This window comes from Brevundimonas sp. Root1423, from assembly GCF_001426805.1.
This window is the reverse complement of the sequence record NZ_LMFL01000013.1, coordinates 1-23391: the sequence shown is the minus strand read 5'-3', so window position 1 is coordinate 23391 and position 23391 is coordinate 1. Positions and strand designations below refer to the sequence as shown.

The 23391-nt window shown below is 70.7% G+C and carries 23 protein-coding genes; 7 read left to right on the top strand and 16 right to left on the bottom strand.

Annotated features, from left to right (window positions below; translation table 11 throughout):
- Positions 1–136 precede the first annotated feature (136 nt).
- Both ASD25_RS10445 and ASD25_RS10440 read left to right on the top strand, forming a co-directional pair.
- The gene (locus tag ASD25_RS10445) at positions 137–2446 is read left to right on the top strand and encodes a TonB-dependent siderophore receptor (protein ID WP_055827641.1); all 2310 of its coding nucleotides are present in this window, start codon (positions 137–139) and stop codon (positions 2444–2446) included.
- 7 nt (positions 2447–2453) lie between these two features.
- Entirely contained in the window at positions 2454–3131 is a 678-nt protein-coding gene (locus ASD25_RS10440) for a Fe2+-dependent dioxygenase (RefSeq protein ID WP_055827646.1), read from the top strand.
- 3 nt (positions 3132–3134) lie between these two features.
- Here ASD25_RS10440 and ASD25_RS10435 read toward each other — a convergent pair whose 3' ends face one another.
- The 8 genes from ASD25_RS10435 to ASD25_RS10400 form a co-directional block, all read right to left on the bottom strand.
- Complete coding sequence (locus tag ASD25_RS10435) at positions 3135–4502, bottom strand: sulfite reductase subunit alpha (protein WP_055827648.1); 1368 nt, start codon at positions 4500–4502, stop codon at positions 3135–3137.
- Positions 4499–5413 (bottom strand): FAD:protein FMN transferase, encoded by a 915-nt coding sequence (locus tag ASD25_RS10430; protein WP_235561693.1) that lies wholly within the window; start codon positions 5411–5413, stop codon positions 4499–4501. Before ASD25_RS10430 ends, ASD25_RS10435 begins: the two co-directional genes overlap by 4 nt.
- Before the next feature lie 152 nt (positions 5414–5565).
- A complete protein-coding gene (locus ASD25_RS10425; protein ID WP_055827654.1) occupies positions 5566–6360 on the bottom strand; it encodes a DUF4198 domain-containing protein in 795 nt (264 codons plus the stop codon).
- Positions 6361–6372: 12 nt separating this feature from the next.
- Positions 6373–6879 carry a DUF2271 domain-containing protein gene (locus ASD25_RS10420; RefSeq protein WP_055827656.1) on the bottom strand — a complete coding sequence of 169 codons (507 nt, stop codon included), beginning with the start codon at positions 6877–6879 and terminating at the stop codon, positions 6373–6375.
- An 8-nt stretch (positions 6880–6887) separates the two neighbouring features.
- Positions 6888–7538, bottom strand: a complete 651-nt coding sequence (locus ASD25_RS10415; RefSeq protein ID WP_055827659.1) for a PepSY-associated TM helix domain-containing protein — start codon at positions 7536–7538, stop codon at positions 6888–6890.
- Positions 7539–7591: 53 nt separating this feature from the next.
- On the bottom strand, positions 7592–9604 hold the full coding sequence (locus ASD25_RS10410) for a TonB-dependent receptor (RefSeq protein WP_055827662.1): 2013 nt from the start codon (positions 9602–9604) through the stop codon (positions 7592–7594).
- A gap of 34 nt (positions 9605–9638) precedes the next feature.
- Entirely contained in the window at positions 9639–11252 is a 1614-nt protein-coding gene (locus ASD25_RS10405; RefSeq protein WP_055827666.1) for a response regulator, read from the bottom strand.
- Positions 11253–11342: 90 nt separating this feature from the next.
- Positions 11343–12752, bottom strand: a complete 1410-nt coding sequence (locus ASD25_RS10400) for a Mur ligase family protein (RefSeq protein WP_055827669.1) — start codon at positions 12750–12752, stop codon at positions 11343–11345.
- A gap of 299 nt (positions 12753–13051) precedes the next feature.
- On the opposite strand from ASD25_RS10400, the gene ASD25_RS10395 reads away from it, so the two are divergent.
- Both ASD25_RS10395 and ASD25_RS10390 read left to right on the top strand, forming a co-directional pair.
- Positions 13052–13873, top strand: coding sequence for an LD-carboxypeptidase (locus ASD25_RS10395; protein WP_055827671.1), 822 nt, complete (start codon positions 13052–13054; stop codon positions 13871–13873).
- A 234-nt stretch (positions 13874–14107) separates the two neighbouring features.
- Complete coding sequence (locus ASD25_RS10390) at positions 14108–15055, top strand: aspartyl protease family protein (protein WP_055827675.1); 948 nt, start codon at positions 14108–14110, stop codon at positions 15053–15055.
- On the opposite strand, the gene ASD25_RS10385 is transcribed toward ASD25_RS10390, so the two are convergent.
- The 4 genes from ASD25_RS10385 to ASD25_RS10370 all read right to left on the bottom strand — a co-directional run bounded on the left by ASD25_RS10385 (position 15052) and on the right by ASD25_RS10370 (position 18047).
- Positions 15052–15900 carry a neutral zinc metallopeptidase gene (locus ASD25_RS10385; protein WP_056617234.1) on the bottom strand — a complete coding sequence of 283 codons (849 nt, stop codon included), beginning with the start codon at positions 15898–15900 and terminating at the stop codon, positions 15052–15054. The genes ASD25_RS10390 and ASD25_RS10385 overlap by 4 nt on opposite strands.
- A 71-nt stretch (positions 15901–15971) precedes the next feature.
- The gene (locus ASD25_RS10380) at positions 15972–16364 is read right to left on the bottom strand and encodes a hypothetical protein (protein WP_055827682.1); all 393 of its coding nucleotides are present in this window, start codon (positions 16362–16364) and stop codon (positions 15972–15974) included.
- Between the two features lie 56 nt (positions 16365–16420).
- Positions 16421–17026: a methyltransferase gene (locus ASD25_RS10375; protein ID WP_235561694.1), complete on the bottom strand. Its 606-nt coding sequence runs from the start codon at positions 17024–17026 to the stop codon at positions 16421–16423.
- A gap of 79 nt (positions 17027–17105) precedes the next feature.
- The gene (locus tag ASD25_RS10370) at positions 17106–18047 is read right to left on the bottom strand and encodes a fatty acid desaturase family protein (protein ID WP_055827685.1); all 942 of its coding nucleotides are present in this window, start codon (positions 18045–18047) and stop codon (positions 17106–17108) included.
- A 136-nt stretch (positions 18048–18183) separates the two neighbouring features.
- Here ASD25_RS10370 and ASD25_RS10365 point away from each other — a divergent pair, with 136 nt between their 5' ends.
- Genes ASD25_RS10365 through ASD25_RS10355 form a run of 3 tightly spaced genes read left to right on the top strand, consistent with a single transcriptional unit; the run spans position 18184 to position 19762 of the window.
- Entirely contained in the window at positions 18184–18588 is a 405-nt protein-coding gene (locus ASD25_RS10365) for a hypothetical protein (protein WP_055827687.1), read from the top strand.
- Positions 18588–18785 carry a helix-turn-helix transcriptional regulator gene (locus ASD25_RS10360; RefSeq protein ID WP_055827690.1) on the top strand — a complete coding sequence of 66 codons (198 nt, stop codon included), beginning with the start codon at positions 18588–18590 and terminating at the stop codon, positions 18783–18785. The genes ASD25_RS10365 and ASD25_RS10360 overlap by 1 nt, the downstream gene beginning before the upstream one ends.
- Before the next feature lie 32 nt (positions 18786–18817).
- Positions 18818–19762, top strand: coding sequence for an alpha/beta fold hydrolase (locus tag ASD25_RS10355; protein WP_235561695.1), 945 nt, complete (start codon positions 18818–18820; stop codon positions 19760–19762).
- On the opposite strand, the gene ASD25_RS10350 is transcribed toward ASD25_RS10355, so the two are convergent.
- Genes ASD25_RS10350 through ASD25_RS10335 form a run of 4 tightly spaced genes read right to left on the bottom strand, consistent with a single transcriptional unit; the run spans position 19738 to position 22971 of the window.
- The gene (locus ASD25_RS10350) at positions 19738–20241 is read right to left on the bottom strand and encodes a hypothetical protein (protein WP_055827693.1); all 504 of its coding nucleotides are present in this window, start codon (positions 20239–20241) and stop codon (positions 19738–19740) included. The genes ASD25_RS10355 and ASD25_RS10350 overlap by 25 nt on opposite strands.
- On the bottom strand, positions 20238–21107 hold the full coding sequence (locus tag ASD25_RS10345; RefSeq protein ID WP_055829633.1) for a DUF3298 and DUF4163 domain-containing protein: 870 nt from the start codon (positions 21105–21107) through the stop codon (positions 20238–20240). Before ASD25_RS10345 ends, ASD25_RS10350 begins: the two co-directional genes overlap by 4 nt.
- 23 nt (positions 21108–21130) lie before the next feature.
- Complete coding sequence (locus ASD25_RS10340) at positions 21131–21952, bottom strand: RsiV family protein (RefSeq protein WP_055827697.1); 822 nt, start codon at positions 21950–21952, stop codon at positions 21131–21133.
- Positions 21949–22971: a UbiA family prenyltransferase gene (locus ASD25_RS10335; protein WP_055827701.1), complete on the bottom strand. Its 1023-nt coding sequence runs from the start codon at positions 22969–22971 to the stop codon at positions 21949–21951. The genes ASD25_RS10340 and ASD25_RS10335 overlap by 4 nt, the downstream gene beginning before the upstream one ends.
- Positions 22972–23391: the final 420 nt, after the last annotated feature.

The window sequence follows — 23391 nt, the reverse complement described above, 5'->3', positions numbered from 1 at the left end:
GATTGCGAACCGGTCAGGAAGACGTTCGAGCCTCCGGGAGAATCAACAATATTGCGACTTATTCGCAATTCTCATTGCGCGGGTCAGTGAAGCTGATAATGCGAGCGGATCGCATTTAAGCCTTCCGGAACGCCCCATGACCTCCCGCGCCGACGCCCTTCGCGCCCTTCTGTTCGCCTCCAGCGCCGCCGGGATGCTGATGGCGGGTCCCGCGCTGGCCGGCCCGGACCCCGAAGGGGAACCCCAGGAGGCGACGACCCTGGAGACCATCACGGTCGACGGCCAACCGGTGAAGCGTGAGCCGACAGGCTCTGAATTCGTGGCCCCCCTGGTCGACACCCCGCGCTCCATCACCATCATTCCGCAACAGATCATCGAACAGACCGCGGCCACCTCGCTGCAGGACATCCTGCGCACCTCGCCGGGCATCACCTTCGGCGCGGGCGAAGGGGGCCAGCCGCTGGCGGACCGGCCCTTCATCCGCGGCCAGTCGTCGGGCAACAACGTCTTCGTCGACGGCATCCGCGACAGCGGCGGCCAGCAGCGGGAGGTGTTCAACCTCGAACAGGTCGAGGTCATCAAGGGGCCGGACTCGGTCTATGCGGGGCGCGGCTCGGGCGGCGGCAGCATCAACCTGGGCTCCAAGGCCCCGCGGCTGACCGACTTCACCCGTCTGGGACTCGGCGTCGGGACGGACGGCTATGTGCGGGCGACCATCGACCAGAACTGGAGCCTCGGCGAAACGGCCGGCCTGCGGATCAACCTGATGGGGTCGCAGGGCGACGTGCCGGGCCGCGATACGGTCGACTATGACAAATGGGGCCTCGGACTGTCGGTGGCGGCGGGTCTGGGAACGGCCACGACCGGGACGTTCAGCTACTATCACCTGACCGCGCACCAGATGCCCGACTACGGCATCCCGCTGTTCACAAAGATCGGCGTGCGGACGACCGACAGCGGCATTCTGGATGTGCCCTACAGCAGCTTCTACGGGCTCGACGACCGGGACTATCTGACCAATACGGTCGACACCTTCACCTTCGATTTCGAGCACGCGTTCAACGACAATCTGACCCTCCGGAACGTCAGCCGCTACTCCGAGACGCTGAACGACTACATCGTCACCAACCCCGGCGACGGCGGTCCGGCCCAGCGGATCAACGGCGAGTACTGGATGAAGCGCGCGACCAAGTCGCGCTGGAATCCGGTGACCACGGTGGCCAATGTCACCGACCTGCGCGGGTCATTCCGGACCGGCGGCGTCGGTCATGAGTTCGACCTGGGGCTGGAACTGGCCACCGAGAGAAACCGAAACGCGTCGTATTCGACCTTCACCACCGCGGGTTCGGCCTGCCCGACCGGTTTTGTGATGTCGGCCGCCAACCTGGCCAATCTGGGCGCCGGCGACTGCACGCGGGTGTATGCGCCGAACACGGACGACGCCTGGGCCGGCGTGATCAACCGCGGCCCGATCAGCCGGAACACGACCGACACCGTCGGCGTCTATGCGCTGGACAGCGTCAGCCTGACCTCGACTCTGATCCTGAACCTTGGCGTGCGCTGGGACCAGTACACCGTCAACGGCGCCAATCTGACCGGGACCCAGGCGAACGGCGTCTGGACCCTGAACGCGCAGAATGCGGCGACGCCGGGGATCGTGGTCCTGCCGGAACGGGCGTGGGACTTCGTCAACTACCAGGTCGGGCTGGTGTTCAAGCCGAGCGCGAACTCCAGCGTCTATGTGTCCTGGGCCACCGCCTCGACGCCGCCGACGATCTCGGCCGGCGACCAGAACGCCTCGGGCGGCACGGGAACGGGCAACCTGCTGAGCACCGTTCTGGAGCCGGAAGAAACGACCAATTTCGAAGTCGGCGCCAAGGCCAATCTGTTCAACGACCGTCTGGCGGTGTCGGCGGCGGCCTTCATGCTGAAGCGCGAAAACGCCCAGATCCAGGTGTCGCCCGGTGTGTTCGAACAGGCGGGCGAGGCCGAGGTGAAGGGGATCGAGCTCGGCGTCTCGGGCAATATCACCCGCCAGTGGCAGGTGTTCGGCGGCTACACCTGGATGGACAGCGAACTGGTCTCCGGCGCCTACAACAACGTCAATGTCGGCGACCCGCTGGCCAATACCCCGGAGCATGCCTTCAGCCTGTTCACGACCTGGCGGGTGACTCCTGCGCTCAGCCTGGGCGGCGGCGCCTACTATGTGTCGGACAGCTTCGGCGGCAACCAGGGCGGGGCCGGCGGCGGCGCCAATCGCATCCATGCGCCGGCCTACGCCCGGTTCGACCTGTTCGCTTCATACGACCTGACCGACGCAGCCTCGCTGCAGCTCAACGTCCAGAACGCGACCGATGAAGCGTACATCCTGCGCACCAACGGCGTGCACCACGCCGACGTGGCGCCGGCGCGGCAGGCTATCCTGACGCTGAATCTGAGGTACTGAACGAACCATGCTGCTCCACATCCCCGGCGTCTTCACCAGGGACGAGGTCGCGACCCTGCGGTCGCGCCTCGACGCCGGGCCGTGGGTAGACGGCAACGTCACCTCGGGCCACCAGTCGGCGGGGGCCAAGGTCAACCGGCAACTGCCCGAGGACAGCGCCGAGGCGCGCGAGGTCGGGGCGGTGATCCAGCAGGCGCTGAACGCCAATCCGATGTTCGTCTCGGCCGCCTTGCCGCACACGGTCTTCCCGCCGCTGTTCAACCGCTATGAGGGCGGAGAGCGGTTCGGCCTGCATGTCGACAACGCCATCCGCCAGCGGGGCGCGATCCGCATCCGCAGCGACCTGTCGGCGACCCTGTTCCTGTCGGAGCCGGACGACTACGACGGCGGCGAACTGGTGATCGAGGAGATGTATGGCCCGCAGAGCGTCAAACTGCCGGCGGGCGATCTGGTGCTGTATCCGTCGAAGAGCCTGCATGAGGTCACGCCGGTGACGCGAGGCGCGCGTGTTTCCAGCTTCTTCTGGATCCAGAGTCTGGTGCGCGACGATGCGGACCGCGAGACCCTGTTCCGGCTGGATGTGGCCATCCAGCGGGTCAGCACTGACAGGGGGCCGCAGGACCCGGCGGTGCTGGAACTGACGGCCGTCTATCACAACCTGCTGCGACGCTGGGCCGAGGCCTGAGCCTCAGTAGACGTCGCGGCGGTAACGCCCGGCTTCGGTCAGTTCGGTTAGCCGCCCGGCGCCGAGGACGTCCGCGAGCGCGGTCTGCACCCCTTTCGACATGCCTTCGAGGCTGCCGCAGACATGGATGGCCGCGCCGCGGTCCACCCAGTCCCTGAGCGTGTCGCCATGCTCGGCGATCAGCGCCTGGACATAGCGGCCATCCCCGGCGTCGCGCGAAAAGGCGCGGTCGAGGCGGGTCAGGTCGCCGGCCATGACGGCCGCCTGAAGCTCCTCGTCTAGGAAGGCGTCATGGGCGCGGGTGCGCTCGCCGAAGAGCAGCCAGACGCCGCCGTGCGGCTGACCCCCGCGGGCCTTCCAGTGGGCGCGCAGACCCGCCAGACCCGTGCCGTTGCCGATCAGGATCAGGGGAGTCCCCGGCGCGGGGCCGTGGAAGCTCCGGTTGGGGCGGATGCGCATGTCGACGGCATCGCCCACCGCGAGATCATGCGTCAGCCATCCCGAGGCGAGGCCCGGGGAGCCGTCGGGGCGGATCATCCGCCGGACGATGAATTCCGCCCGGCCGTCGTCCGGCAGGGAGGCGACGGAGTATTCACGGCTGCCGGGGTCGGTTCCGTCGGCGCGGGCGGGCAGGCCGATTTCGGCGATGTCGCCCGCGACCCAGGCCGGCGTGTGCCCGTCGGGGGCGAAAGCCAGCAACCAGGCTTCGCCGCCCGGGCTGCCGGGATTGAGGTGGCGGCGCTCGACCAGGGTCCAGCGGTCGTAGGCGGGCGGCGTCCAGTCGGGGTGGATCGTGGCTCCGGTCAGCAGGCCCAACTGATGTTGCCAGTGCCGAACGGCGCCCGCGTCGCCGTCGTCGACCTCGACGCGGTCGAACAGGGGTTCGGCCCCGGACCGCTGCAGCCAGCCGTCCAGGGCGCGGCCGAAGCCGCAGAAGTCGGCATAGGTGCGGTCGCCGAGCGCCAGGAGGCCGTAAGCGAGGCCGGACAGGTCGACGGGAGCATCCATGGTCTGGCGCACGAAGCGCGACACGCCGTCCGGGGCGTCGCCCTCGCCGGTGGTGGAGGCGACGATCAGCAACCGGGTCGCGGCCCTGAGCGCGGCGGCGTTCATCTCGCCCAGAGGCGTGACGCGGGCGCTTGTCCCGGCCTCAGACAGGCTGCGGGCCGTCATCCACGCCAATTCCTCGGCGAGGCCGGTCTGGCTGGCGAAGGCGACGGTGACGGCGTCGCCGCCCGAGGCGAGCGCGTGCGTACGGGCGGCGGCGGCCCGGCGGGTGCGGGCGCGGCTCCAGGCGACGGCGGCGACGACCAGCAGCCAGAGGCCGACAGCGACGGCCGTCCACAGCCAGCGAACCGGATCGCCGGTCACGCGCCCTCGGCGGCCATGGCGGCGAAGGCCGGCGAGACGATCTCGATCAGCCCGGTTTCCGTCCGCACCACGAAGGCGGCGGCGATGTTCAGCGCGTCCGCGTAGGCCGGGCCGTCATAACGCCCCATGACGGTCAGGGCCGTGGCCATGGCGTCGGCGTACAGGGCGGTCTCGGCCAGGACAGTCACCGAGGCGACGCCGTTGTCGACCGGTCGGCCCGTGCCGCCGTCGATGGTGTGGCTGTAGATCCGGCCGCCGCTTTCGAACCGGCGGACCCAGTCGCCCGAGGTGGCGACCGCCATGTCGAACAGGGCGGCGGCGGTGCGCGGGGCCGGCGTTCCCGGCGCCTGCTGCAGCTCGACCCACCACGGATGGCCGCCCGGCTTGACGCCGGCGCCGCGCAGCTCGCCGCCGATCTCCACCAGATGCTGGACGGCGCCCAGGGCGGTCAGGCGTTCGGAGACGCGGTCGACGGCGTGGCCCTTGGCGATGCCGGACAGGTCCAGTTTGAGGCCGCCCGGCTGCTGGACGGCGCGGGCCTCGCGGTTGAGACGCAGGGCGCCCCAGCCGCTGACGGACAGGGCCGCCGTAATCTCATCGTCTGACGGAACGTCCGGGCGCGGGCCCTGAGGGCCGAAGCCCCACAGGTCGACCAGGGCCCCCAGGGTTGGATCGACCGAGCCGTTGGTGTCGTCCGCCAGGTCCAGCGCGCGGTTCAGAAGGTCCCAGAAGGGTTCGGACACGGCCCAGAATCCGGGCGGCGCGGCATTGAACCGGGCCAGTTCAGACGTCGCGTCCCAGTGGCTGAACAGGGCGATGATCGCCGCCAGCTCCTCCTCGATCGCGGTCTGGAAGCCGGCGCGGTCCAGACCCGCGGGCGGGACCAGCCGCACCGCCCAGGTCGTGCCCATGGTCTCGCCCGCGAAGTCCCAGATCCGGTCGGAGGTCGGCAGCGCCGGCGTCCGGCCATGGGTCGGAATCAGGACGCGGTTCTCCGGCTGCGCCGCCGGCTCGCCGAGGGTGATCGGCGGCGGCGCGCCGTGCGGGCGCGGAGGAGCTCCGGTCAGGGCAGGACTTCCACGACGCCGTTGTAAGCGGCGTTGTAGGCCATCTGCGAACCCGAGGCGGGCGTGCGGATCGAGGCGTTCATCCAGTACATCCCCGCTTCGGGCCAGGTGACGGTGAAGGATCCATCGGCCCCGGTGCGGACCGTCATCTCTTCGGGACTGTTGCGATAGCGGGTTCCGCCGCGGGCGATGGTCACGTCCAGGTCGGCGGCCGGCCGGCCGTCCCGGACCAGCTTGAAGGTGGCCGGCTCGCCTGCGACGAGGTCATTGGGGTGGGTGACGGGGACCAGTTCGACGCCTTCACCGGTCGGGGTGATGGCCGAGGGCTCGCCCAAGGTGACGAAGGTTTCGGTGCGGCTGTTCGAACGGGTCGCGACCACCTCGGTCGCGTCGGCCGGAATGGCGGCGGCCATGTCAGCCTCGGCGCCGCGCCAGCGCTTCGCCTCGCCGCCCTGCTTGTAGGTGACCATGACGCCGCCCGAGACATTGGCGATCCGGTAAGTCCCGGCCTGGGTCAGGTGCAGGTCGAAGGTCGAACGGTATTTGCCGGTCATGGCGTTGACGGGAGATGCGGTCGAGCCGTCAGGGGCGGTGATGACCAGGCCGGCCATGTTCATCGCGGCGTGGTCGGCGATGAAGACGCCGTTCGACATGCCGGCGTCAAAGCCGACCCAGGCCTCGGCGCCCGACAGGACGGTGGAGGTCGGGGCCAGCCAGGCGCGGTGGGCCTGGGCGGACATCGGCAGGGCGAAGGCGGCGAGAGCGGCGAGGAGGGCGATGCGCTTCTTCATGGTGCAGGTTCCTTAGCGGGTGACGGTGACGCTGACGGCGCCCAGTTCTGTGGTGCCCGAGGCGCGGGCGGTGTTGGCGGCGCCCCAGCGGAAGGGCACGCGGACGGCTTCGCGTCCCCCCAGTTCGCGGGCGGCCTCGACGACCATCACGTAGTCGCCGGCGGGCATGTCGCGCAGGCGGGCGCCCGGCACGCTGACGGCGTGACGACCGGGCGCCTTGGTGGCGCTGGAAACGCCATCCATGGGCAGGGTCAGGGAGCGGCCGCCGCGGCGCCACCAGGTGCGCATGTCCTTGAGCCAGTCCCTGCCCTCGGCGACGTTGGAGACCTCGTACCAGACGGCCAGCGTGCGCACGGCCGTGTTGTCGGGGCGCTCGATCCAGACCGAGACATAGGGGCGGTGATAGGCGGCCACGGACAGGCGCGGAATCTCGACCGATACGGTGATGTCGCCCGCCAGGGCGGGGCCGGCGACGGCGGCCGCCGCGGCGGTGGTCAGGATCAGGGGAAGCTGGCGCATCGGAGAACTCAGTGAATGAACAGAAGGGCGATGACGGCGGGGATCAGCAGACCGAGGCCGACCAGCGGCCAGGTCGAAGGGCGCTGGCGGGCGTGCAGGAAGGTCAGGCCGAAACCGGTGATGGCGAAGACGATGCAGGCGGCGGCGAAGACATCGATGAACCAGTACCAGACCACGCCCGTGTTCCGCCCCTTGTGCAGATCGTTCAGCCACGCGATCGCGCCGCGCGTGGTGCGTTCGCGCAGGGCTTCGCCGGTGGCGCGGTCGATGGTCAGCCAGCCGTCTCCGCCGGGCTCGGGCAGGGCGACATAGACCTCGTCGGCCGTGGTTTCGGTGGGACGGTCGGCGATCTGGACCTTGAAGGTCTCCGAGGCCCAGCGCGCGACGGCCTCGGGCACGGGGTCGGTGGTGTCCTCTGGCAGGGCGGACAGGCGGGCCAGCAGGGGGGCGGGCAGCTGGCCCGTCTGCTCGACCGTGGCCGGCGTCGCGGGAATCTGGGCCGCGTGATTCAGGGTGACGCCCGTGATCGCGAACAGCAGCAGGCCGATCAGGCTGAGAGCCGCCGAGATCCAGTGCCACTGGTGCAGTTGTTTCAGCCAGAACGAGCGCCTGGCGTTCAGGGCCGGCTTTGGCTTGGCAGGGGCGGCGGGTTCGGTCACCCGTGGCTTGTGCCGAAGTTGCGAACGATTTGCAATGGCTCCGGCCGAACGGTTCAGCGCGACAGTCTGACGCCGACGGAGAGGGTGCGCGGCGGCCCGAAGCTGCTGACGCCGGTTCCGGTTTCGCCGGTCTCGACGTCGGCGTCCAACAGGTTGTCGGCGGCGAGCCAGAGGGTGGCCGACGGTGAAACCCCCCATTCGGCGCGCATGTTCACCGTGACGGCGGCGTCGAGGACGCGGCTGTTCAGGTCATCCTCGAACCGGCGGCTTTCCCAGCGCAGGTCGGCGGCGAGGGTCAGCTGTTCGACGGGCCGCCAGTCGAGGGCGGCGACGGCGCTCCAGATCGGGGCCTGGGCCGGACGCAGGCCGGTCAGTTGAGGCGCCGGGGCGCCGCCGTCGAGGCGGGCGTCGGTGGCGGACAGGGCGGCGTGCAGGGACAGGGCGTCGCTCAGCTCGAAGCGGCCGTCCAGTTCGACGCCGGTCGCCTCGATCGTTCCCGCGTTCCGGCGCTGGCGCAGGACCCCGCCCGCCGGCACGAAGCCGGCGCGGGGGAAGGTCCCGGGGCCGGCGCCGATGGTGACGTTGACGATGGCGTCCTCGATCCGCGTCCAGAAGGCGGTGGCGGTGAGGGAGACGCGCTCGCCGGCCCAGGCCCAGCCCGTTTCGACGCCGGTTAGCCGTTCGGGCGCCAGCGCGGCGTTGGCCTCGGTCAGGTCGTTGCCGACCCGGAAGGGGCGGTGCAGCTCGTTCAGGGTGGCGGGACGGAAGCCTGTGTAGCCCGCGAGACGGACAGACTGTCCGCCTCCCATGTCCCTGCGCACGGCGAGACGGGCGCTGACCACCTCGCCGGAACGGTCGGGATCGCCTTCGTCCAGCGTCGGCAGGCCGGTGGCGAGGTCGCGCTCGAGGCGCCGGCCGTTCTCGTTGCGCCAGCCGTCATAGCGCAGACCGCCGGCGGCCAGCCACGGGCCGCTGTCCCACGAGCCCTCGGCATAGACGCCGGCGACCGAGGTCTCGCCGCCCGCGACCCGGTCGCGGGTGAAGGCGCCGGCCATGTAGCGGAAGCGCTCCCGCGTCTCGCCCTCGTTGAACCGGGCGTCGGCGCCCAGCTCCCATTCGACCCGGGCCACGCCGCTGACGGCGATGCGGCGCAGGGCGGCGTTGACGCCCCACCCGGCGGCGGGCGTCTCATACTGGTCGTTGGCGGGCGTGGTCGATGTGCGATCGGCGGAGACGGCGACGGAGGTGTTGGCCAGATCGCTTTCGCGCCGCCAGGCCTGAAGCCGCCAGCCGGGGCGGTCGGCGCGGGGCCGCAGGGCGGCGGTGGCCGACAGGCTGTTCCCGCTGGCGGTGGCGCGGGCGCCACCAAGACCGGAGCCGCGGTCCTCCTCGAAGGCGGCGGCGCGAAGGGAGACCACGGCCTCCGCGAGAGGCAGGTCGGCGCGCAGGGCGGCGCTGCGGACCTCAAGGTCCAGCGGCGTATCGGCCGCGCCGGCCGCGGAACCGCGCACGGGGACGTAGCCGTCGCTGGTCTCGTACAGGCCCGAGGCGACGATTCGCACCGGGCCCAGCGCCGTCGCGCCGGAGCCGGCGACGCGGGCGCCGCCCCGCTCCGCGACCGAGGCGTCCAGCACCGCGCCCGCATCCCGCTCGCGCAGGGCGATCACGCCCGTCAGGGCGCCGGCGCCGTAGGGACCCGCGCCCGAGCCCCGGACGATGTCGAGGCCCGACAGGCTTTCGGTGGGGACCTGGGACCAGATCACCCAGCCGCCGAACGGATCGTTCAGCGGCGCGCCGTCGAGCGTGACCAGGGTGCGGCCCGCGCCCGAAGGGGCGATGGCGCGCAGGCTGATCCCCTGGGTCGTCGGATTCGCCGCCAGGCTGGAGTTGCGGCGGAACAGGGAAACCGCCGGCACGGCGGCCAGGGCCTCGTCCAGCCTCCGCTGGCGCCGCAGGTCATCGGCGTCGAGGCGGATGACCGAAAAGGCCGCCTCTCCGGCCGCCCGAGGCAGGCGGGCGCCGGTGACGACGATATCGGGAAGCGGGGACGGCGGGGGAATCTGCATCGACCTTCACCTAGGCCAGACGGCTCGACCGGGTTCAAGCGGCTTCCGACACCAGGGCCCGAGCCGCGACATCGCTGAACACCAGACGGATGGCGTTGAGAAGGGCGTCGGGCTGGATCGGCTTTTGCGACACGCCGTCCATGCCGGCGGCGAGATATTCGATCTCGTCCCTGGGATCGGCGTTGGCGGTCAGGGCCAGGATCGGAATACGGCTGACGGAGCCCTGCAAGGCCCGAATCGCCCGGGTCGCCTCGAGCCCGTCCATCACCGGCATCTTGATGTCCATCAGCACCAGGTCGTACGGCTTGGCCTGGACCTTGCGCACCGCCTCGAGCCCGTTTTCGGCGGTGTCGGAGGTGCAGCCGAACAGCGTCAGGACCCGCCCCGCGACGAAGCGGTTGGTCGCATTGTCGTCGACGATCAGGACATGCAGGGTCTCGTGCGGCGTAGGTTCGGCCGCCCTGGCCGAGGCCGCGAGCACTTCGGGCCCGGCGCCGGGCAGGCAGAGGGTGAACTGGAACCGGGCCCCGCCCCTGGGGGAACGCTCGACGCCGATGTCTCCGTCCATTCTCTCGACGATCTGACGGCAGATCGCCAGACCCAGGCCGGCGCCGGCGCCCTCGCGGCCCGGACGGCCGGTGTTGAACGGCTGGAAAACGGCCTCGGCGACGTCTTCGGCTATGCCCGGACCGCTGTCGTCGACCCTGCCCGTGACGGCGACGGCGCCGTCCTGCCAGCGGCTGGAGATCACGACGCTCACCCCGCCGGAGGGGGTGAATTTCAGTGCATTGCCGATCAGGTTGTTGAGCAACTGCTTGAGCCGCATCTCGTCGGCCACGACCCAGTCGGCGCCGTCGGACTGGTGCACAACGGTCAGGTCGAGGGCCTTCTCCTGGGCGCGGGGGCTCCAGAGAGCCACCAGGTCGGCGGCGAGCGTATCCAGATGGACGGGGGCGGGCTCCAGCCCCATCTGCCCGGCCTCGGCGCGTGACATGTCGAGCGCGTCGGTGAGCAACCGCAGCAGGTTCCGGCCCGAGTCCAGGATGGTGCGGACATAAGGCTTCATCGCCTTCTGGGTCAGTTCGCGCTCCATCAGGGCGGCGACCCCCAGCACACCGTTCAGCGGCGTGCGGATTTCGTGGCTCATCACCGCGAGGAATTCGGACTTGGCCCGGCTGGAGGCGCGGGCCTCGGCCTCGGCCCGGGCCAGGTCGCGGATCAGGGCGCCCATCTCCTCGGCGCGGCGGCGGTGAATGGCGCTGCCGGCCTGCAGCACGTGCACGCCTGCGCCGACGCCGACATAGCGCCCGCCCGAGGTGACGACGAAGCCGTTCAGCAGGGCGCCCAGATTGGCGGCGTCCATGCTGTGGAACAGGATGTCGGCGTCCGCGTCGGCGTCCAGCACGCGTGGCGCCGCATCCATGAAGGTCGCCGCCGGCCGTTTGGCGTAGAGGGCGCGGCCAAACTCCGCGGCCATCCGCAGGGTGAAGGTGTTGCGCTCGATCAGCCCGACCGGGCGCCGGTCGGCGTCGACGACGGCGATGACGAGGGTGTCGGGCTCGCGCTGGAAACGGTCGAAAACGGCGGCGCCGGGCGTGTCCGGACCTATGGGGTCCGGGGCGCTCGCGAAGTCTCCGATCCGGGCCATATGCAACTCCTGCCTGGCCGGATGGATTAGGGGGCAGCCCTTAACGCGAGCTTTGCCGTATGTGAATGTTTTGCGAGATTGTCTTGAAAATCAATCAGTAACCTGATGACCCAGGCGGTCGAGGAGGGCTGCGGCGAAGGTCGACAGAGTGTCGTCCCGGGCGCCCATGATGATGATGCGGTCGCCGGGGCGAGCCAGTTCCACCAACCGGTCGCCGCAGGCCTCGCGGGTCGGCAGGGCCTGGGCCTCGCGGCCTGCGGCGCGGACGCCCGAGGCGATGTCCTCGGAGCCCACGCTGCGGTCGGTGGTTCCGCCGAAATAGACGGGCTCGGGCATCAGCAGGACGTCCTCGGCGCGCAGCAGACCGGCGAAACCATCGATGAACTCGTTCTTCATCAGCCGCAGCGGGCCGAAGCCGTGCGGCTGGAACAGGATCAGCAGGCGGCCGTCGAAGGCGTGAAGGGTCTTGAGCGTGGCGGCGATCTTGTCCGGGTTGTGGGCGAAGTCGTCGATGACGGTGACGCCGTTCGCGGTCCCGACCACTTCCATGCGGCGGCGGATGCCGGTGAAGGATTCGAGCGCGGCGATCGCCTCGGTCAGCGGCACGCCGATGGCGCGGACAGCGCCGATGGCGGCAAGTGCGTTGGCGGCGTTGTGTGCGCCGGGCACTTGCAGTTCAAGCAGGCGCATTTCCCCGCCCGATTCCGTGACGCCAAAGCGCATGCCCGTCGGCAGCGGTTCGAGGTCGTGGGCGTTGAGAGTCGCGGGTTCTTCACCCAGGGCGAAGGTGATGACCTTGTCCGACGGGAGCCGCTGGGCCAGGGCCTGGGTCTCGACATTGTCGAGGTTCAGCACGGCCTTGGCCGCCCGGCCGGTGAAGCCGCCGAACAGCTCGCGCAGCTCCTCCATCGACTTGTGGTCCAGCGAGATGTTGGAGACCACGGCGACCGTGGGGTCATAACGGGCGATGGAGCCGTCGGACTCGTCGACCTCGGACACGAACAGGTCGGGGCCGCCGATCAGGGCGCTGGCGAAGGGATGGTCGGCGTCGGCGAAATTCTTCATCACCGCGCCGTTCATGACCGTGGGCGCCCGGCCGGCGCTGTGCAGGATCCAGGCGATCATGCCGGTGATGGTCGACTTGCCGCTGGTCCCGGCGACGCCGATCGAGGCCGGGGCGGCGTTGAACAACTGCGACAGCAGTTCGGGCCGGGTGACGATGCGGGCGCCGGCGCGCCGGGCCGCGCCGATGTCGGGCACCGACTCCTCGATCGCGCCGGTGGCGACTACGATCTGCTCGGCGCGGGTGACGCCGGAGCCGTCCTGCGGATGCAGCGCGACGCCATGCGCTTCCAGCCAGGCGAATTTCTCGGGCGTTCGGCCCTGGTCGCGGGACCGGTCGGAGCCCTCGATTCGCCTGCCTTGCGCCTGGACGATCAGGGCCAGGGGCAGCATTCCGGACCCGCCGATGCCGCAGAAGAAATAGTCGTCTTGATTCATGAGGGCGAAACCGGGGAATGTCCGGCGGCCTGACTAGCACGGGCGAAGAGCCGTCCTGCGGGTGCAGGGTCACTCCATGCGCTTCCAGCCAGGCGAATTTCTCGGGTGTGCGGCCCTGGTCCCGCGACCGGTCCGAGCCCTCGAGCCGTCCGCCGCGCGCCTGCACGATCAGGGCGAGGGGCAGCATTCCGGACCCGCCGATGCCGCAGAAGAAATAGTCGTCTTGATTCATGAGGGCGAAACCGGGGAATGTCCGGCGGCCTGACTAGCACGGGCGACGCCWGAGGCCAGACACGTCCATGAAGATCGGCATCGTCAACGCCAGTTCGCGCTTCAACCGCGCCCGCGCCGACGCCGTGGAGGCATGGTTCGCCGCCAACATCCCCGACGGCTCGGTCAAGGTGGCGTTCCACCCCGCCAGCTTCGGCAAACATGGCCATTTCGGCGGCGACGACGCCAGCCGGGCGGCGGCCTTCGTCGAATACGCCAATGATCCGCGGCTGGACGCGGTGTGGTTCGCGCGCGGCGGCTACGGCTCGTGCCGCATCGCCGAGGCGGTGCTGCCGCGGCTGGAGCCGGTCGCGCGCAAGAAGCGGTATCTGGGCTATTCCGACGCCGGCAGCATTCTGGCCCTGCTGTACAAGGCCGGCTTCCCGCATCTGGCGCACGGGCCGATGGCCTCCGACGCGGTGCGCAACGACGCCACGGCATGGCGGGCGATCAACTGGCTGAAGTCGGGCGATCCGGCGTCGTGGGAGCCCTCGCTGGCGGACGACCCGCGCCCGGCCGCGGCCTTCAATCTCAGCATATTGGACGCCCTGGTCGGCACCGCGCTGGAACCCGACCTGACCGGCCATGTCCTGATGCTGGAGGACGTATCCGAACCCCTCTACCGGGTCGACCGGATGATGTTCCACCTGACCAGCCAGGCCTCGATCCGGCGCGTGGCGGGCATCCGGCTGGGGCGGATTTCGGACATCGTCGCCAACGATCCGGACTTCGGCCTGACCCCCGAGGAGATCGTCCGCTACTGGTGCCAACGGTCGGGAATTCCGTATCTGGGCCCCGCCGACATCGGTCACGACCGCGAGAACAAGGTGGTTCCCTTCGGCCACAGGTAGCCGGCCTTCGTTTCGCGCGGGCGGGGAACCGTATCGACACCGGTGAAATCCGAAGGCCAGATGCGGTCAGCGAGCGGGCGCGTCCTTTCGGACCCCGCCAGCACCGCGTCCTTGGGGGATGGGCGCGCGGTGGCGGTCCGGTCTGCGTCGGGGGGCGTGGGCCGGGCCGTCTCCCACCGCCGCGACAACGGCGCCGCTGGCGTCCGGGCGGACCGCACGCCATCTTCAACGGGTATGAACCGCCGCTCCCTCCTGATCCGCACGGCCGGTCTGGCGTCCGTCCTCGGCGGCGCGTGGTGGGCCCGCGACCATCTGTTGTGGCCCAGGCCGACGCTTGCCTTTGCGAGCGGCGGGGCGACGCCGTGGATGCCCTATGCGCGGCCGGGTCCGGCGCCGACCGTCGCGGTGCGGCTGGGTGGACGGCAGGTCGTCGCCCTGATTGACAGCGGGGCCCAGTATTCTGTCATCGACCGCGCCCTGTTCGCCGCACTGCCAGACTCGGGCCGGTCGCTGTTCGACATGCCGCTGGTCGCCTATGGCGTGGGCGGCGGAGCCCAGGTGGGGCGAGGCACGGCGCTGGATATCGAACTCGCGGGCCTGAAGGTCGGCGGGCTGAGAGCCGCGATCCTCGATCTGGGGCCGCTGGCGTCCGTTCAGGGCCTGAGGACGCCGTTGATCCTCGGCCAGGATCTGCTGGGCGAGGCCGTGCTGGCGCTGGATCCGGGGCGGCGGCACACGCGGCTGGTCTCGCGCGACGCCTTCCTGCGCCCGCCCGACCTGGCCGAGGTTCCGGTGCGGCGCGCCGGCCGGGCCCTGACCGCCCAGGTCACGATCGAGGGCGCGCTGGTCGAGGCTGTGGTTGATACCGGCGCCTCGTCCCTGCTCGGATTGAACCGCGAGACAGCGACCGCGGCGGGCCTGTTGGACGGACGCCCCCAGAGCAGCGGGGTGAACCTGGTGCTGGGCGGCGCAACCCGCACGGCCATCGTCGAGGCGCGGACGGTGACCTTCGCCGATCATCTGTACCGCCGCGTGCCGGTCGGCGTGTTCGACCAGCCGCCCCTGCCCAACTTCCCGGGCGGGCTGGTCGGTATGGAGGCCTTCGCCGGCCGTCGGGTGGCGATGGATCTGGGGGCCGGGACGCTGCATGTGTCCCGGCCGCTGGACCTGACGGTGGGCTAGAGCGACGCGAAGGTGTCGCAGGCGGCAGGATCGCCCGATTCATAGCCGCGGCGCAGCCACTCGACCCGCTGGGCCGACGAGCCGTGGGTGAAGCCGTCGGGCTGGACCCGCCCGCCCTGGCGGCGCTGCAGGGTGTCGTCGCCGATGGCCGAGGCGGTCTGCATGCCGGCTTCCAGATCCCGGGCGTCCASCGCSACCTCGCCGTTCGACACGCTGGCGGCGTTGGCGGCCCAGACCCCGGCGTAGCAGTCGGCCTGAAGCTCCAGCGCCACCGAATAGCGGTTGGCCTCCGCCTGTCCCGAGGCGCGTTGCTGGGCCTGCTGCACCTGCTGCGAGGCGCCGGTCAGGGTCTGGACGTGGTGGCCATATTCATGGGCGATCACATAGGCCCGGGCGAAGTCGGCGCTGGAGGCGCCCAACTGGGTCTCCAGCTGCTGCCAGAACGAGAGGTCCAGATACACCTTGCGATCGTTGGGGCAGTAGAAGGGCCCCATGGCCGACTGGCCGAAGCCGCAGCCGGTCGAAGTACCCTGGTCGTAAAGGGTGACGGTCGGCGGCTGGTAGCCCTGGAGTTTCGTCTTCCAGACGTCGTCGACATTGGAGCCGATCACGTCGACGAAGGCTCCGGCCTGGTCGGTCGGGCTGCCCTGCTTGCCCTGCTCGGACGCGCCAACGCCGCCGAACTGGCTGGCCAGTTGCGTCGTGGTGGACGGGTCGATGCCGAAGACGAAATAGCCAATGGCCGCGAGAACCAGGGCGCCGACGCCCCCGCCCGCGATGGCGCCGCCGCCCATGCCGCGCCGATCCTCGATATTTCCGCCGCGCCGTCCGCCCTGCCACCGCATATCGTTCTCCCGTCCTGATCCAACCCTGGCCGGAACGCGGACGGAGGGGAAGGGATGCAGCGGCCGTGACGCTAGTTGACCGGGCCGTCCAGCCAGGCGTCGATCTGGCCGACCCCGCTCACCAGGGCGCGCCGGCGCTGTTCCGCCGAGCGGCGCAGCGCCCGTTCCGCCTCCGGGGCGCGCAGGGCCCGGGGCGAAGAGGGCTGGAGGGGTTCGGGCTGGCGCGCGGCCTCGAGACGCAGGCGGGCGAGGCGGGATTCCGTTTCCTGCTGGCGGGCGAAGGCTTCGCGCTGGTCGGCCTGTAGGCGCAGCCGCTCCATTTCAAGCCGGTGCTGATCGGCCTGATAGCGGTTCTGGTCGAAGGCGGGCGCACCCGGGCGCGGCTGCCACGTCTGCGGAACCTGGGCGTGGACCGGGGCGGCCACGAGCAGCAGGACGGCGGCGAGGGCGCGAAGGGCGATCATGCAAGGATGATGGCGCCGGACGCGCGCCTGGCCAAGCGTGGCCTTGAGCGGTTCGCTCAAGCCGTGGCGGAGAGGGCCCAGACGCGGGTGCGTTTGACGCAGGCGTCCTCGAGCTCCCGGGTGGTGGGCACGGCGTATTCGGCCAGCAGATCGAAGCCCTCCTTCGGGAAATAGGTGCGCAGGGGATCGCCGACGAGGACGCGCGTTCCGCGGTTCGCGGCGGCTTGCAGCCACGCCAGAACCCGCCCGGACATCGGTTGTTCGTAGAAGACGTCGCCGGCGCAGATGACCTCGACGGCGGGCGCCGGGGCATCCAGCAGGTCGACCGCGCTGAAGTCCAGGCTCACGCCGTTGGCGGCGGCGTTCCGCGCGACCGCCGCGCCGCAGAACGGATCGATGTCGGCGCACAGGGTCGAGGCCGCGCCCGCCTTCATCGCCGCGACGCCGACCAGGCCTGAGCCGGCGGCGAAATCCAGCACCCGCTTGCCGACGACCTCGGCCGGATGATCCAGCAGCCAGCGCGCCAGCCCCTGACCGCCGGCCCAGGCGAAGGCCCAGAATGGCGGGGGCAGGCCCAGTTCGCCCAGTTCCTCCTCGGTCAGGCGCCAGATGGGCGTGACCTCGTCCGCCAGCCAAAGCGAGATTTCCGGCGCGTGCGGCACGGACTGCAGGCGTGTATTGGCGGCGATGAAGGCGGCCGGATCGGCGATGCGGGTCAGGACGAAGCCTGCGTTCGACCGGTCATGCGGCGTTCCTGGCGCTGGCCGTCCTGAGCACCTCCAGGTAGCCCCCGGCCAGCTCCATCCCCTCGCCCTGCGGCCGTGCGTGCACCGCGCGGTGCAGAGCGGGCAATTTCCAGCAGGGGACATGCATGAACAGGTGGTGCTCGGCGTGGAAATTGACCCAGTAGGGGGCGATGAAGGCGCGCTCCCACCAGGAAGCGCGCGTGGTGCGGGCGGCCCGGAACGGATCGACCGCCGATCCCTCGACGCAGGCGTGCTCGGCGATGTTGCGCAGGCGGGTGACCATGGGGAACCAGGTCGCCATCGGCAGCAGCCACAGGACGAACCAGGCCCACCAGACGCCGGCCAGCGTCAGGCCCAACAGCAGGGCGGCGTTGAGCAGCAGGAAGGGGACGACCGAGCGGCCGGTGACAACCGCGCCCTCGGCGATGTCCTCGTCGCGGTGACTGGCGAACGACCTGAACAGGAAGAGCACGCGCTGCTTGAAGAAGGTCTGGCCGGTCAGGTCACGGACGATCTTGCGGCGCAGGGAGGCGCGGGTGACCGGGAAGGGCGCGGACAGGACGAGATCGGGGTCCTCGCCCTGCTGGGCGTATTTGTGGTGGGCCAGGTGGTAGGGACGGTAAGCGGTCAGCGACGCGCCGACCGGAACCGCGCACAGCCAGTGGCCGAGAAAATCGTTCAGCCGGCGATCCGGTGACAGGCCGCCGTGCGCCGCCTCGTGCATCAGTATGGCCAGACCCAGCTGCCGCGTGCCGATGACGGCGACGCTGAGCGGGATCAGGATGGGCCAGAGGACACCCGCCGCCACGGCGGCGGCGATGACGGCCCAGCAGTGCAGCACGAGCAGCGGGCCGGGCCAGCGCGAGCGCGACTGGAAGGGAGCCCAGGCCTCGGGCGTGAACAGGTCTGAGGGCCGGATGCGGGGCGCGGCGGGCATGGCGGCACTATAGCGCCTCACGGGCCGCGACGCGAATGCCGACGGTCTTCGACCTCGTCAGGCGCTCCTGACTTAAAGTCAGGTTGACATGACAAAATGATTCTGTAAGGTTCGCCTTACAAACAGGGAGAAACCCATGCTCATCATCGGCCGGCCGACGACAGCGGCGCAGCGAAAATACGTGCTCCGGACGGTGGCCTTCATGGGCGGCTACGCGGCCATCATGATGGCGGTGATCTTCGGCGCCTTCGACGACATCCAGGGGAGGCCTGCGGCCTGGCTGCTGGCGGCGGCGGTCACGGCCCCCGTCGTCGGGCAGATCTGGACCACCCTGGCGGTGATGCGGGACTCGGACGAGTTCGTGCGGGCGGTGATGGCCAAGCAGTTCATCCTCGCCGCAGGGGTGGCCATGGCCCTTTTCACCGGCTGGGGATTCGCCGAATCCTTCGCTGATGCGCCCCATGCCGAAGGCTGGCTGATCTATCCGCTGTTCTGGGGCGCCCTCGGCCTGATCGCGCCGTTCGTGAAGTCCTCGAACTGATGAAGAACCGCCTCAAACTCCTGCGCGTCGAGCGCGGCTGGACCCAGGAGCGGCTGGGGCAGGCGCTGGGCGTGTCGCGCCAGGCGGTCAATGCCCTGGAGACCGAGAAGCACGACCCCTCGCTGGACCTGGCCTATCGTATCGCCGTGCTGTTCGCCCGGCCCGTGGAAGAGATTTTCGACAACCCCCACGCCTGACAAAGTCAGACGAACCTTACAGGAAGATCGCCATGATGTTCATGTCCCGCCACGGCGGCGGCCGCCGGCTGCGCGCCTTCGCCATCGCCTCCGCCGTCGCCCTGGGGGCCGGAGCGGTCGCCTTCGACGTCCGGGCGGAGCCGGTCCCCGCCGCCGTCCAGGCCGGGTTCGCCTCCGACCGGCTGTCGGTCGAGGTGATCGGGTCCGGCCCCGACGTCATTCTGATCCCCGGCCTGCTGTCGTCCCGCGAAGTGTGGCGGCCGCTGGCGGAGCGGCTGGCGGCGACGCACCGGGTGCATCTGGTGCAGCTGGCCGGATTCGCCGGCGAGCCCTGGAGCCATGGCGACGGGCCCTTCGTGGCCCCGGCGGTCGAGGCGCTGGGCCGCTATATCGCCGAGACCGGGCTGGACCGTCCGGCGGTGATCGGCCACTCGATGGGCGCGTTGGTCGGTCTGAAGCTGGCGCAGGACCGGCCGGGGTCCGTCGGCCGGTTGCTGAGCGTCGACAGCCTGCCGTTCTTCAGCGTGCTGTACGGGCCGACGACGACGGCGGAGAGCGTGCGTCCGATGGCCGAGCAGGCCGCCGCGGCCATGGCGGCCATGGACGACGCCGCCTTCGCCGCCGGACAGGCCCAGATCGCTTCGGCCTCGACCCGCTCGCCCGAGGTGCAGGCGGCCATCGTCGCCTGGTCGGTCGCCTCGGACCGTCGCGGAACGGCGGCGGCGTTCCGCGACGTGATGCTGACCGACGCCCGGCCCGGCCTGGCGGGCATGAGCATCCCCGTGACCGCCGTCTATGCGGCCGATCCGAACGGCGGGACGCCGCCGGCGATGGCCGACGCCCTGTGGACGCGCGAGTACGCGGCCCTGCCGGGCGCGCGGCTGATCCGGATCGACGACAGCCGCCACTTCATCATGGCCGACCAGCCGGAGCGGCTGGCCGGGATCGTCGATCAGTTCCTGGCCCGGGCGGACTGAGACAGGCCCGTGTTGCCGGGCAGGGCGCAGCCGGCGATGACCCGGCGGCCGCGCCCGCCCTGGCCGGTGTCCGGCGCGAGGTCGAGACAGTCCGTCACCTGGACCGGGTCGCCCTCGACGGCGATGACGCCGCCGCCCTGGACGCAGTCGATCTCGATGACCGCCTCGCCGGTCCGGCTCCGGCCGACCACGGCGGCGTCGATCACGTCGCAGACGAGGCCCGCCCGGGCGACGAGGGAGGCGGCGCGGCCGAGGGCGGCGCTCCGGCCCGGACTCGCCGAAGCGCCGAGCGGAGGCCGGCCACGGTTCATCTCGATCCGCGAGCGCTCGAGACGGCTGGGCGTCACGGCCACGGCGCCGATATCTCCCGGCGCGTGGATGGTGGAGTCGCCCGGATCGCCGGTGTTACCCTCCTGGGCCGCAGCCGGAGAAGCCAGCACCACGCCGGCGGCGAACAGGGTTGCGAATGTCCGGGTCACTGCGCCACCGCCGCAGGCGCAGCCGCCGGCGTGACATCTCCGACCTTCACCAGCCGGCCCCCGAACTCGCCGCTGTAGGCGACGGCCAGCAGGGAGCGGAAGACCGCGGCCGGGACGGCGATCTCATAGGCGCCCTCGGCGTAGGGTCCGACCTGATACGGCCCGATCAGGAAGGTCAGGCCCGCCGCCTTGCCCGGCGTGTCGCCCGGCGTCAGGATGAAAGGCGTGTCGACGGCGCGGGGACAGGAGAAGTCCTTGCCGCCGAGGGTGACGCTGGCGCCGTCGGGCACGCGGGCGCGTTTGGCGGCGTTGACCGCGGAGCACAGGGCCTGGTCCAGGATCGTCAGGTCCACGCCCTTGCCGAACAGGTCGGCGATCCCGACCCGGCGCTTCAAGGCCTTGTCCCACAGCAGGCCGTCGGTGAGGGTGTTGGGGTGGGCGCCGCCGGAATAGTCGAAATCGACGCGCTTGAGGCTGAGCAGTTTGGCGGTCTCGGCGGCGACGGTGATGGCGATGGTCTTTTCGTATTTGGGCCGGTCGGTGTCGGCCCCGGCCTCGGTCAGTTCGCCCTGTGCGCCCTCGGTGAACTGGCGCAGGCGGCGCACCTCCTCGGCGTAGAGACGGGCGTGCAGGTCGGTCTGGGCCTTGAGGCCGTCGGGCAGGGTCAGGCGGACGTCGGCCCAGGGGGTCTTGCTCTCGAAGCTCATGGGCGCGGCGGCGTCGGCCGGAGTCACGACGGCGGCGGCGCCGGGGGCGGCCGGCTCGGGCGCGGCCGGTTCGCGGTCGCGGTTACAGGCGGACAGGGCCGCGGCGGCGACGGCGGTCAGGAGCAGGGCGCGAAGGCAAGGCGGGGCGATCGAGGGCATGGGCGTCTCCTGATGCGTCGCGGTCATCGTGCTGTTTCGGCGCGAAGCCGGTCAAGGAATTCCGGCGCCGGCGCGCCCCCGAACTGATCGGCCCATTCGGGCGAGAGCAGGGCGGAGAAGGCGGCCGCCGGCACCACGGCGGTGTAGACGCCTTCGGCATAGGGGCCGACGATGTAGGGGCCGATCAGGAAGACCAGGCCCCCGGCCTTGCCCGCCGTGTCGCCGGGGGCGAGGGAGAAGGGTGTCTCCAGCGCCGCCGGGCAGGCCCAGAGGTCTTCGCCCTGTTCGCCGCGATACGGCGCGGGGTCCCAGGCCTGGTCGCCGCCGCGCGCGGCCTTGGCGGCGTTGATCGCATCGCACAGGGCGTGGTCGAGTTTCGAAAGATCGGCGTCGGCGCGGAACAGGTCGGCGGGGGCGACCTCGCGAAGGGCGGCGCGGTCCCAAAGGATGGCGTGGAAGCCCGGATTGCCGTGGGCGCCGCCGGTGAAGGACCAGAACAGTCCGTCCGAGCTGACCAGCCGGGCGGTCTCGACCGGCGCGTCCCAGCGCAGGGTCAGGTCCATGTTGGCGTCGAGCTCGCCGCCTTGCTCGACGCGAGCGTCGCGGACCTCGGCCTCAAACTCGCGGATGGCGGTCATGCCGTCGTCGTAAAGGCGGGCCCGGAGTTCGGGATGGGCGCGCAGGGCCGGGTCGAGGGTGAGGGCGGTGGTCATTCGCCCGTCCTGCAGCCTGTAGGCGACGGGCTGGGGTTCGGGGCTCGCGGTCTGGGGTGCGGAGGCGCAGGCGGTGGCCAGCAGCCACACCGCCGCCATCAGGATGCGGGGAAGAGCGGACGGGGCGGTCACAGGGTCAGGGCTCCGAGACCGATGGCGGCCAGCAGGATCAGGCCGGCGTCGCGGTTGGACTTGAACAGGCGCAGGGCGAGGGCGGGGTCGTCGGTGCGGACCCGGCGGGCCTGCCGGGCGAGATGCAGGGCGTAGCCGGCGAGGCCAAGCCAGAACAGCGGGCCGAGGTGGGCCATCCAGCCGGCGGCGGCGGCGCAGGCGACGGCGAGGGCGTAGAAGACGGCGACGCCGCGCGGCACCTTCTCACCGAGGCGGCGGGCCGAGGATTTCACCCCGACCATGGCGTCGTCCTCGATGTCCTGCAGGGCGTAGATGGTGTCGTAGCCGAGGGTCCAGAAGACTCCGCCGAGGTAGAGCAGGAGGGCGGCCCAGGTCAGGTGACCAGGCAGGCCGGCGTGGGCGTGGAACACCGCGACGCCGGTGCGCCAGAAGGCGGGCATGCCGGACCAGGGGAAGGCGCTGGTGAAGGCGGCGAAGCCCATCAGGGCGCCCCAGTTGAAGGTCAGGCCGAGCCAGGCCTGGGGCCACCAGGTGATGCGCTTCATGAAGGGGTAGGCGGCCACCAGGGCCAGCGACCCGATCCCGAGCATGACGGTGGTCCAGTTCATCGCCAGCAGGATCTGCAGGCTGATGAAGCTGCAGACGACGACGAAGATGCCGGCGTGGCTGGCGCTGATCTGGCCGGAGGCGACGGGGCGGGATGCGGTGCGGGCCACCTGCCGGTCGATCTTGCGATCGATGATGTCGTTGAAGGCGCAGCCGGCGGCGCGCATCAGGCAGGCGCCGAGACCGAACAGGACGGCGAGGACAAGGGCGTGTTCGACCGCCATGCGCGGGGTCGCGAAAAGCTCCGGGTTCGACGCCAGCCCAAGGGCGATGCCCTGCCAGCCGGGAATGAGCAGCAGCCAGATGCCGACGGGGCGGTCGAAGCGGCCGAGCTTGAGCCACGGTTTGAGGGGCTCCGGCGCGTGGCGGTCCACCCAGTTCGAACCGGCGTCGGGAAGCGGGGCGGAGATCATCGGTTGGAGATAGCCTGTCGGAGGAGGGGGGAGAAGGGTTCGGTGTCCTCCCCCGAAGTGGGGGATGTCGGCGGGCCAGCTTCCAGTCCGCTCATCCCGGCGAAAGCCGGGACCCAGTGCTTTGGGTGATCCGGCGGCTCCGGTGATCTTCGTCCGCCAGTCCCATGCAGCGTGCGCCGCGAAAGAACCGGGTCCCGGCTTTCGCCGGGATGCACGGAATCCATCGCCATTTTCAAAGACCGGGCAGGCTGAAGCGCTCGCCGGCGTTTCCGCCGGAAAGGGACGGGGAGGTCGCGGAGCGCGGGCGGCTAGCCCGGAACCGATATGTGGCCCCCTGCTTTCGCGTTACGGGGACCCGCGGAGCGCGGGCGGCTAGCCCGGAACCGATATGTGGCCCCCTGCTTTCGCGTTACGGGGACC

What these genes read in the sequence shown, in the direction of transcription:
- ASD25_RS10365 (WP_055827687.1), top strand. Translation starts at nt 18,184, where the DNA reads ATGCTCATCATCGGCCGGCCGACGACAGCGGCGCAGCGAAAATACGTG.
- ASD25_RS10360 (WP_055827690.1), top strand. Translation starts at nt 18,588, where the DNA reads ATGAAGAACCGCCTCAAACTCCTGCGCGTCGAGCGCGGCTGGACCCAG.
- ASD25_RS10335 (WP_055827701.1), bottom strand. Translation starts at nt 22,971, where the DNA reads ATGATCTCCGCCCCGCTTCCCGACGCCGGTTCGAACTGGGTGGACCGC.
- ASD25_RS10405 (WP_055827666.1), bottom strand. Translation starts at nt 11,252, where the DNA reads ATGGCCCGGATCGGAGACTTCGCGAGCGCCCCGGACCCCATAGGTCCG.
- ASD25_RS10425 (WP_055827654.1), bottom strand. Translation starts at nt 6,360, where the DNA reads ATGAAGAAGCGCATCGCCCTCCTCGCCGCTCTCGCCGCCTTCGCCCTG.
- ASD25_RS10420 (WP_055827656.1), bottom strand. Translation starts at nt 6,879, where the DNA reads ATGCGCCAGCTTCCCCTGATCCTGACCACCGCCGCGGCGGCCGCCGTC.
- ASD25_RS10370 (WP_055827685.1), bottom strand. Translation starts at nt 18,047, where the DNA reads ATGCCCGCCGCGCCCCGCATCCGGCCCTCAGACCTGTTCACGCCCGAG.
- ASD25_RS10395 (WP_055827671.1), top strand. Translation starts at nt 13,052, where the DNA reads ATGAAGATCGGCATCGTCAACGCCAGTTCGCGCTTCAACCGCGCCCGC.
- ASD25_RS10430 (WP_235561693.1), bottom strand. Translation starts at nt 5,413, where the DNA reads ATGGGCACGACCTGGGCGGTGCGGCTGGTCCCGCCCGCGGGTCTGGAC.
- ASD25_RS10380 (WP_055827682.1), bottom strand. Translation starts at nt 16,364, where the DNA reads ATGATCGCCCTTCGCGCCCTCGCCGCCGTCCTGCTGCTCGTGGCCGCC.
- ASD25_RS10400 (WP_055827669.1), bottom strand. Translation starts at nt 12,752, where the DNA reads ATGAATCAAGACGACTATTTCTTCTGCGGCATCGGCGGGTCCGGAATG.
- ASD25_RS10410 (WP_055827662.1), bottom strand. Translation starts at nt 9,604, where the DNA reads ATGCAGATTCCCCCGCCGTCCCCGCTTCCCGATATCGTCGTCACCGGC.
- ASD25_RS10355 (WP_235561695.1), top strand. Translation starts at nt 18,818, where the DNA reads ATGATGTTCATGTCCCGCCACGGCGGCGGCCGCCGGCTGCGCGCCTTC.
- ASD25_RS10440 (WP_055827646.1), top strand. Translation starts at nt 2,454, where the DNA reads ATGCTGCTCCACATCCCCGGCGTCTTCACCAGGGACGAGGTCGCGACC.
- ASD25_RS10445 (WP_055827641.1), top strand. Translation starts at nt 137, where the DNA reads ATGACCTCCCGCGCCGACGCCCTTCGCGCCCTTCTGTTCGCCTCCAGC.
- ASD25_RS10390 (WP_055827675.1), top strand. Translation starts at nt 14,108, where the DNA reads ATGAACCGCCGCTCCCTCCTGATCCGCACGGCCGGTCTGGCGTCCGTC.
- ASD25_RS10345 (WP_055829633.1), bottom strand. Translation starts at nt 21,107, where the DNA reads ATGCCCTCGATCGCCCCGCCTTGCCTTCGCGCCCTGCTCCTGACCGCC.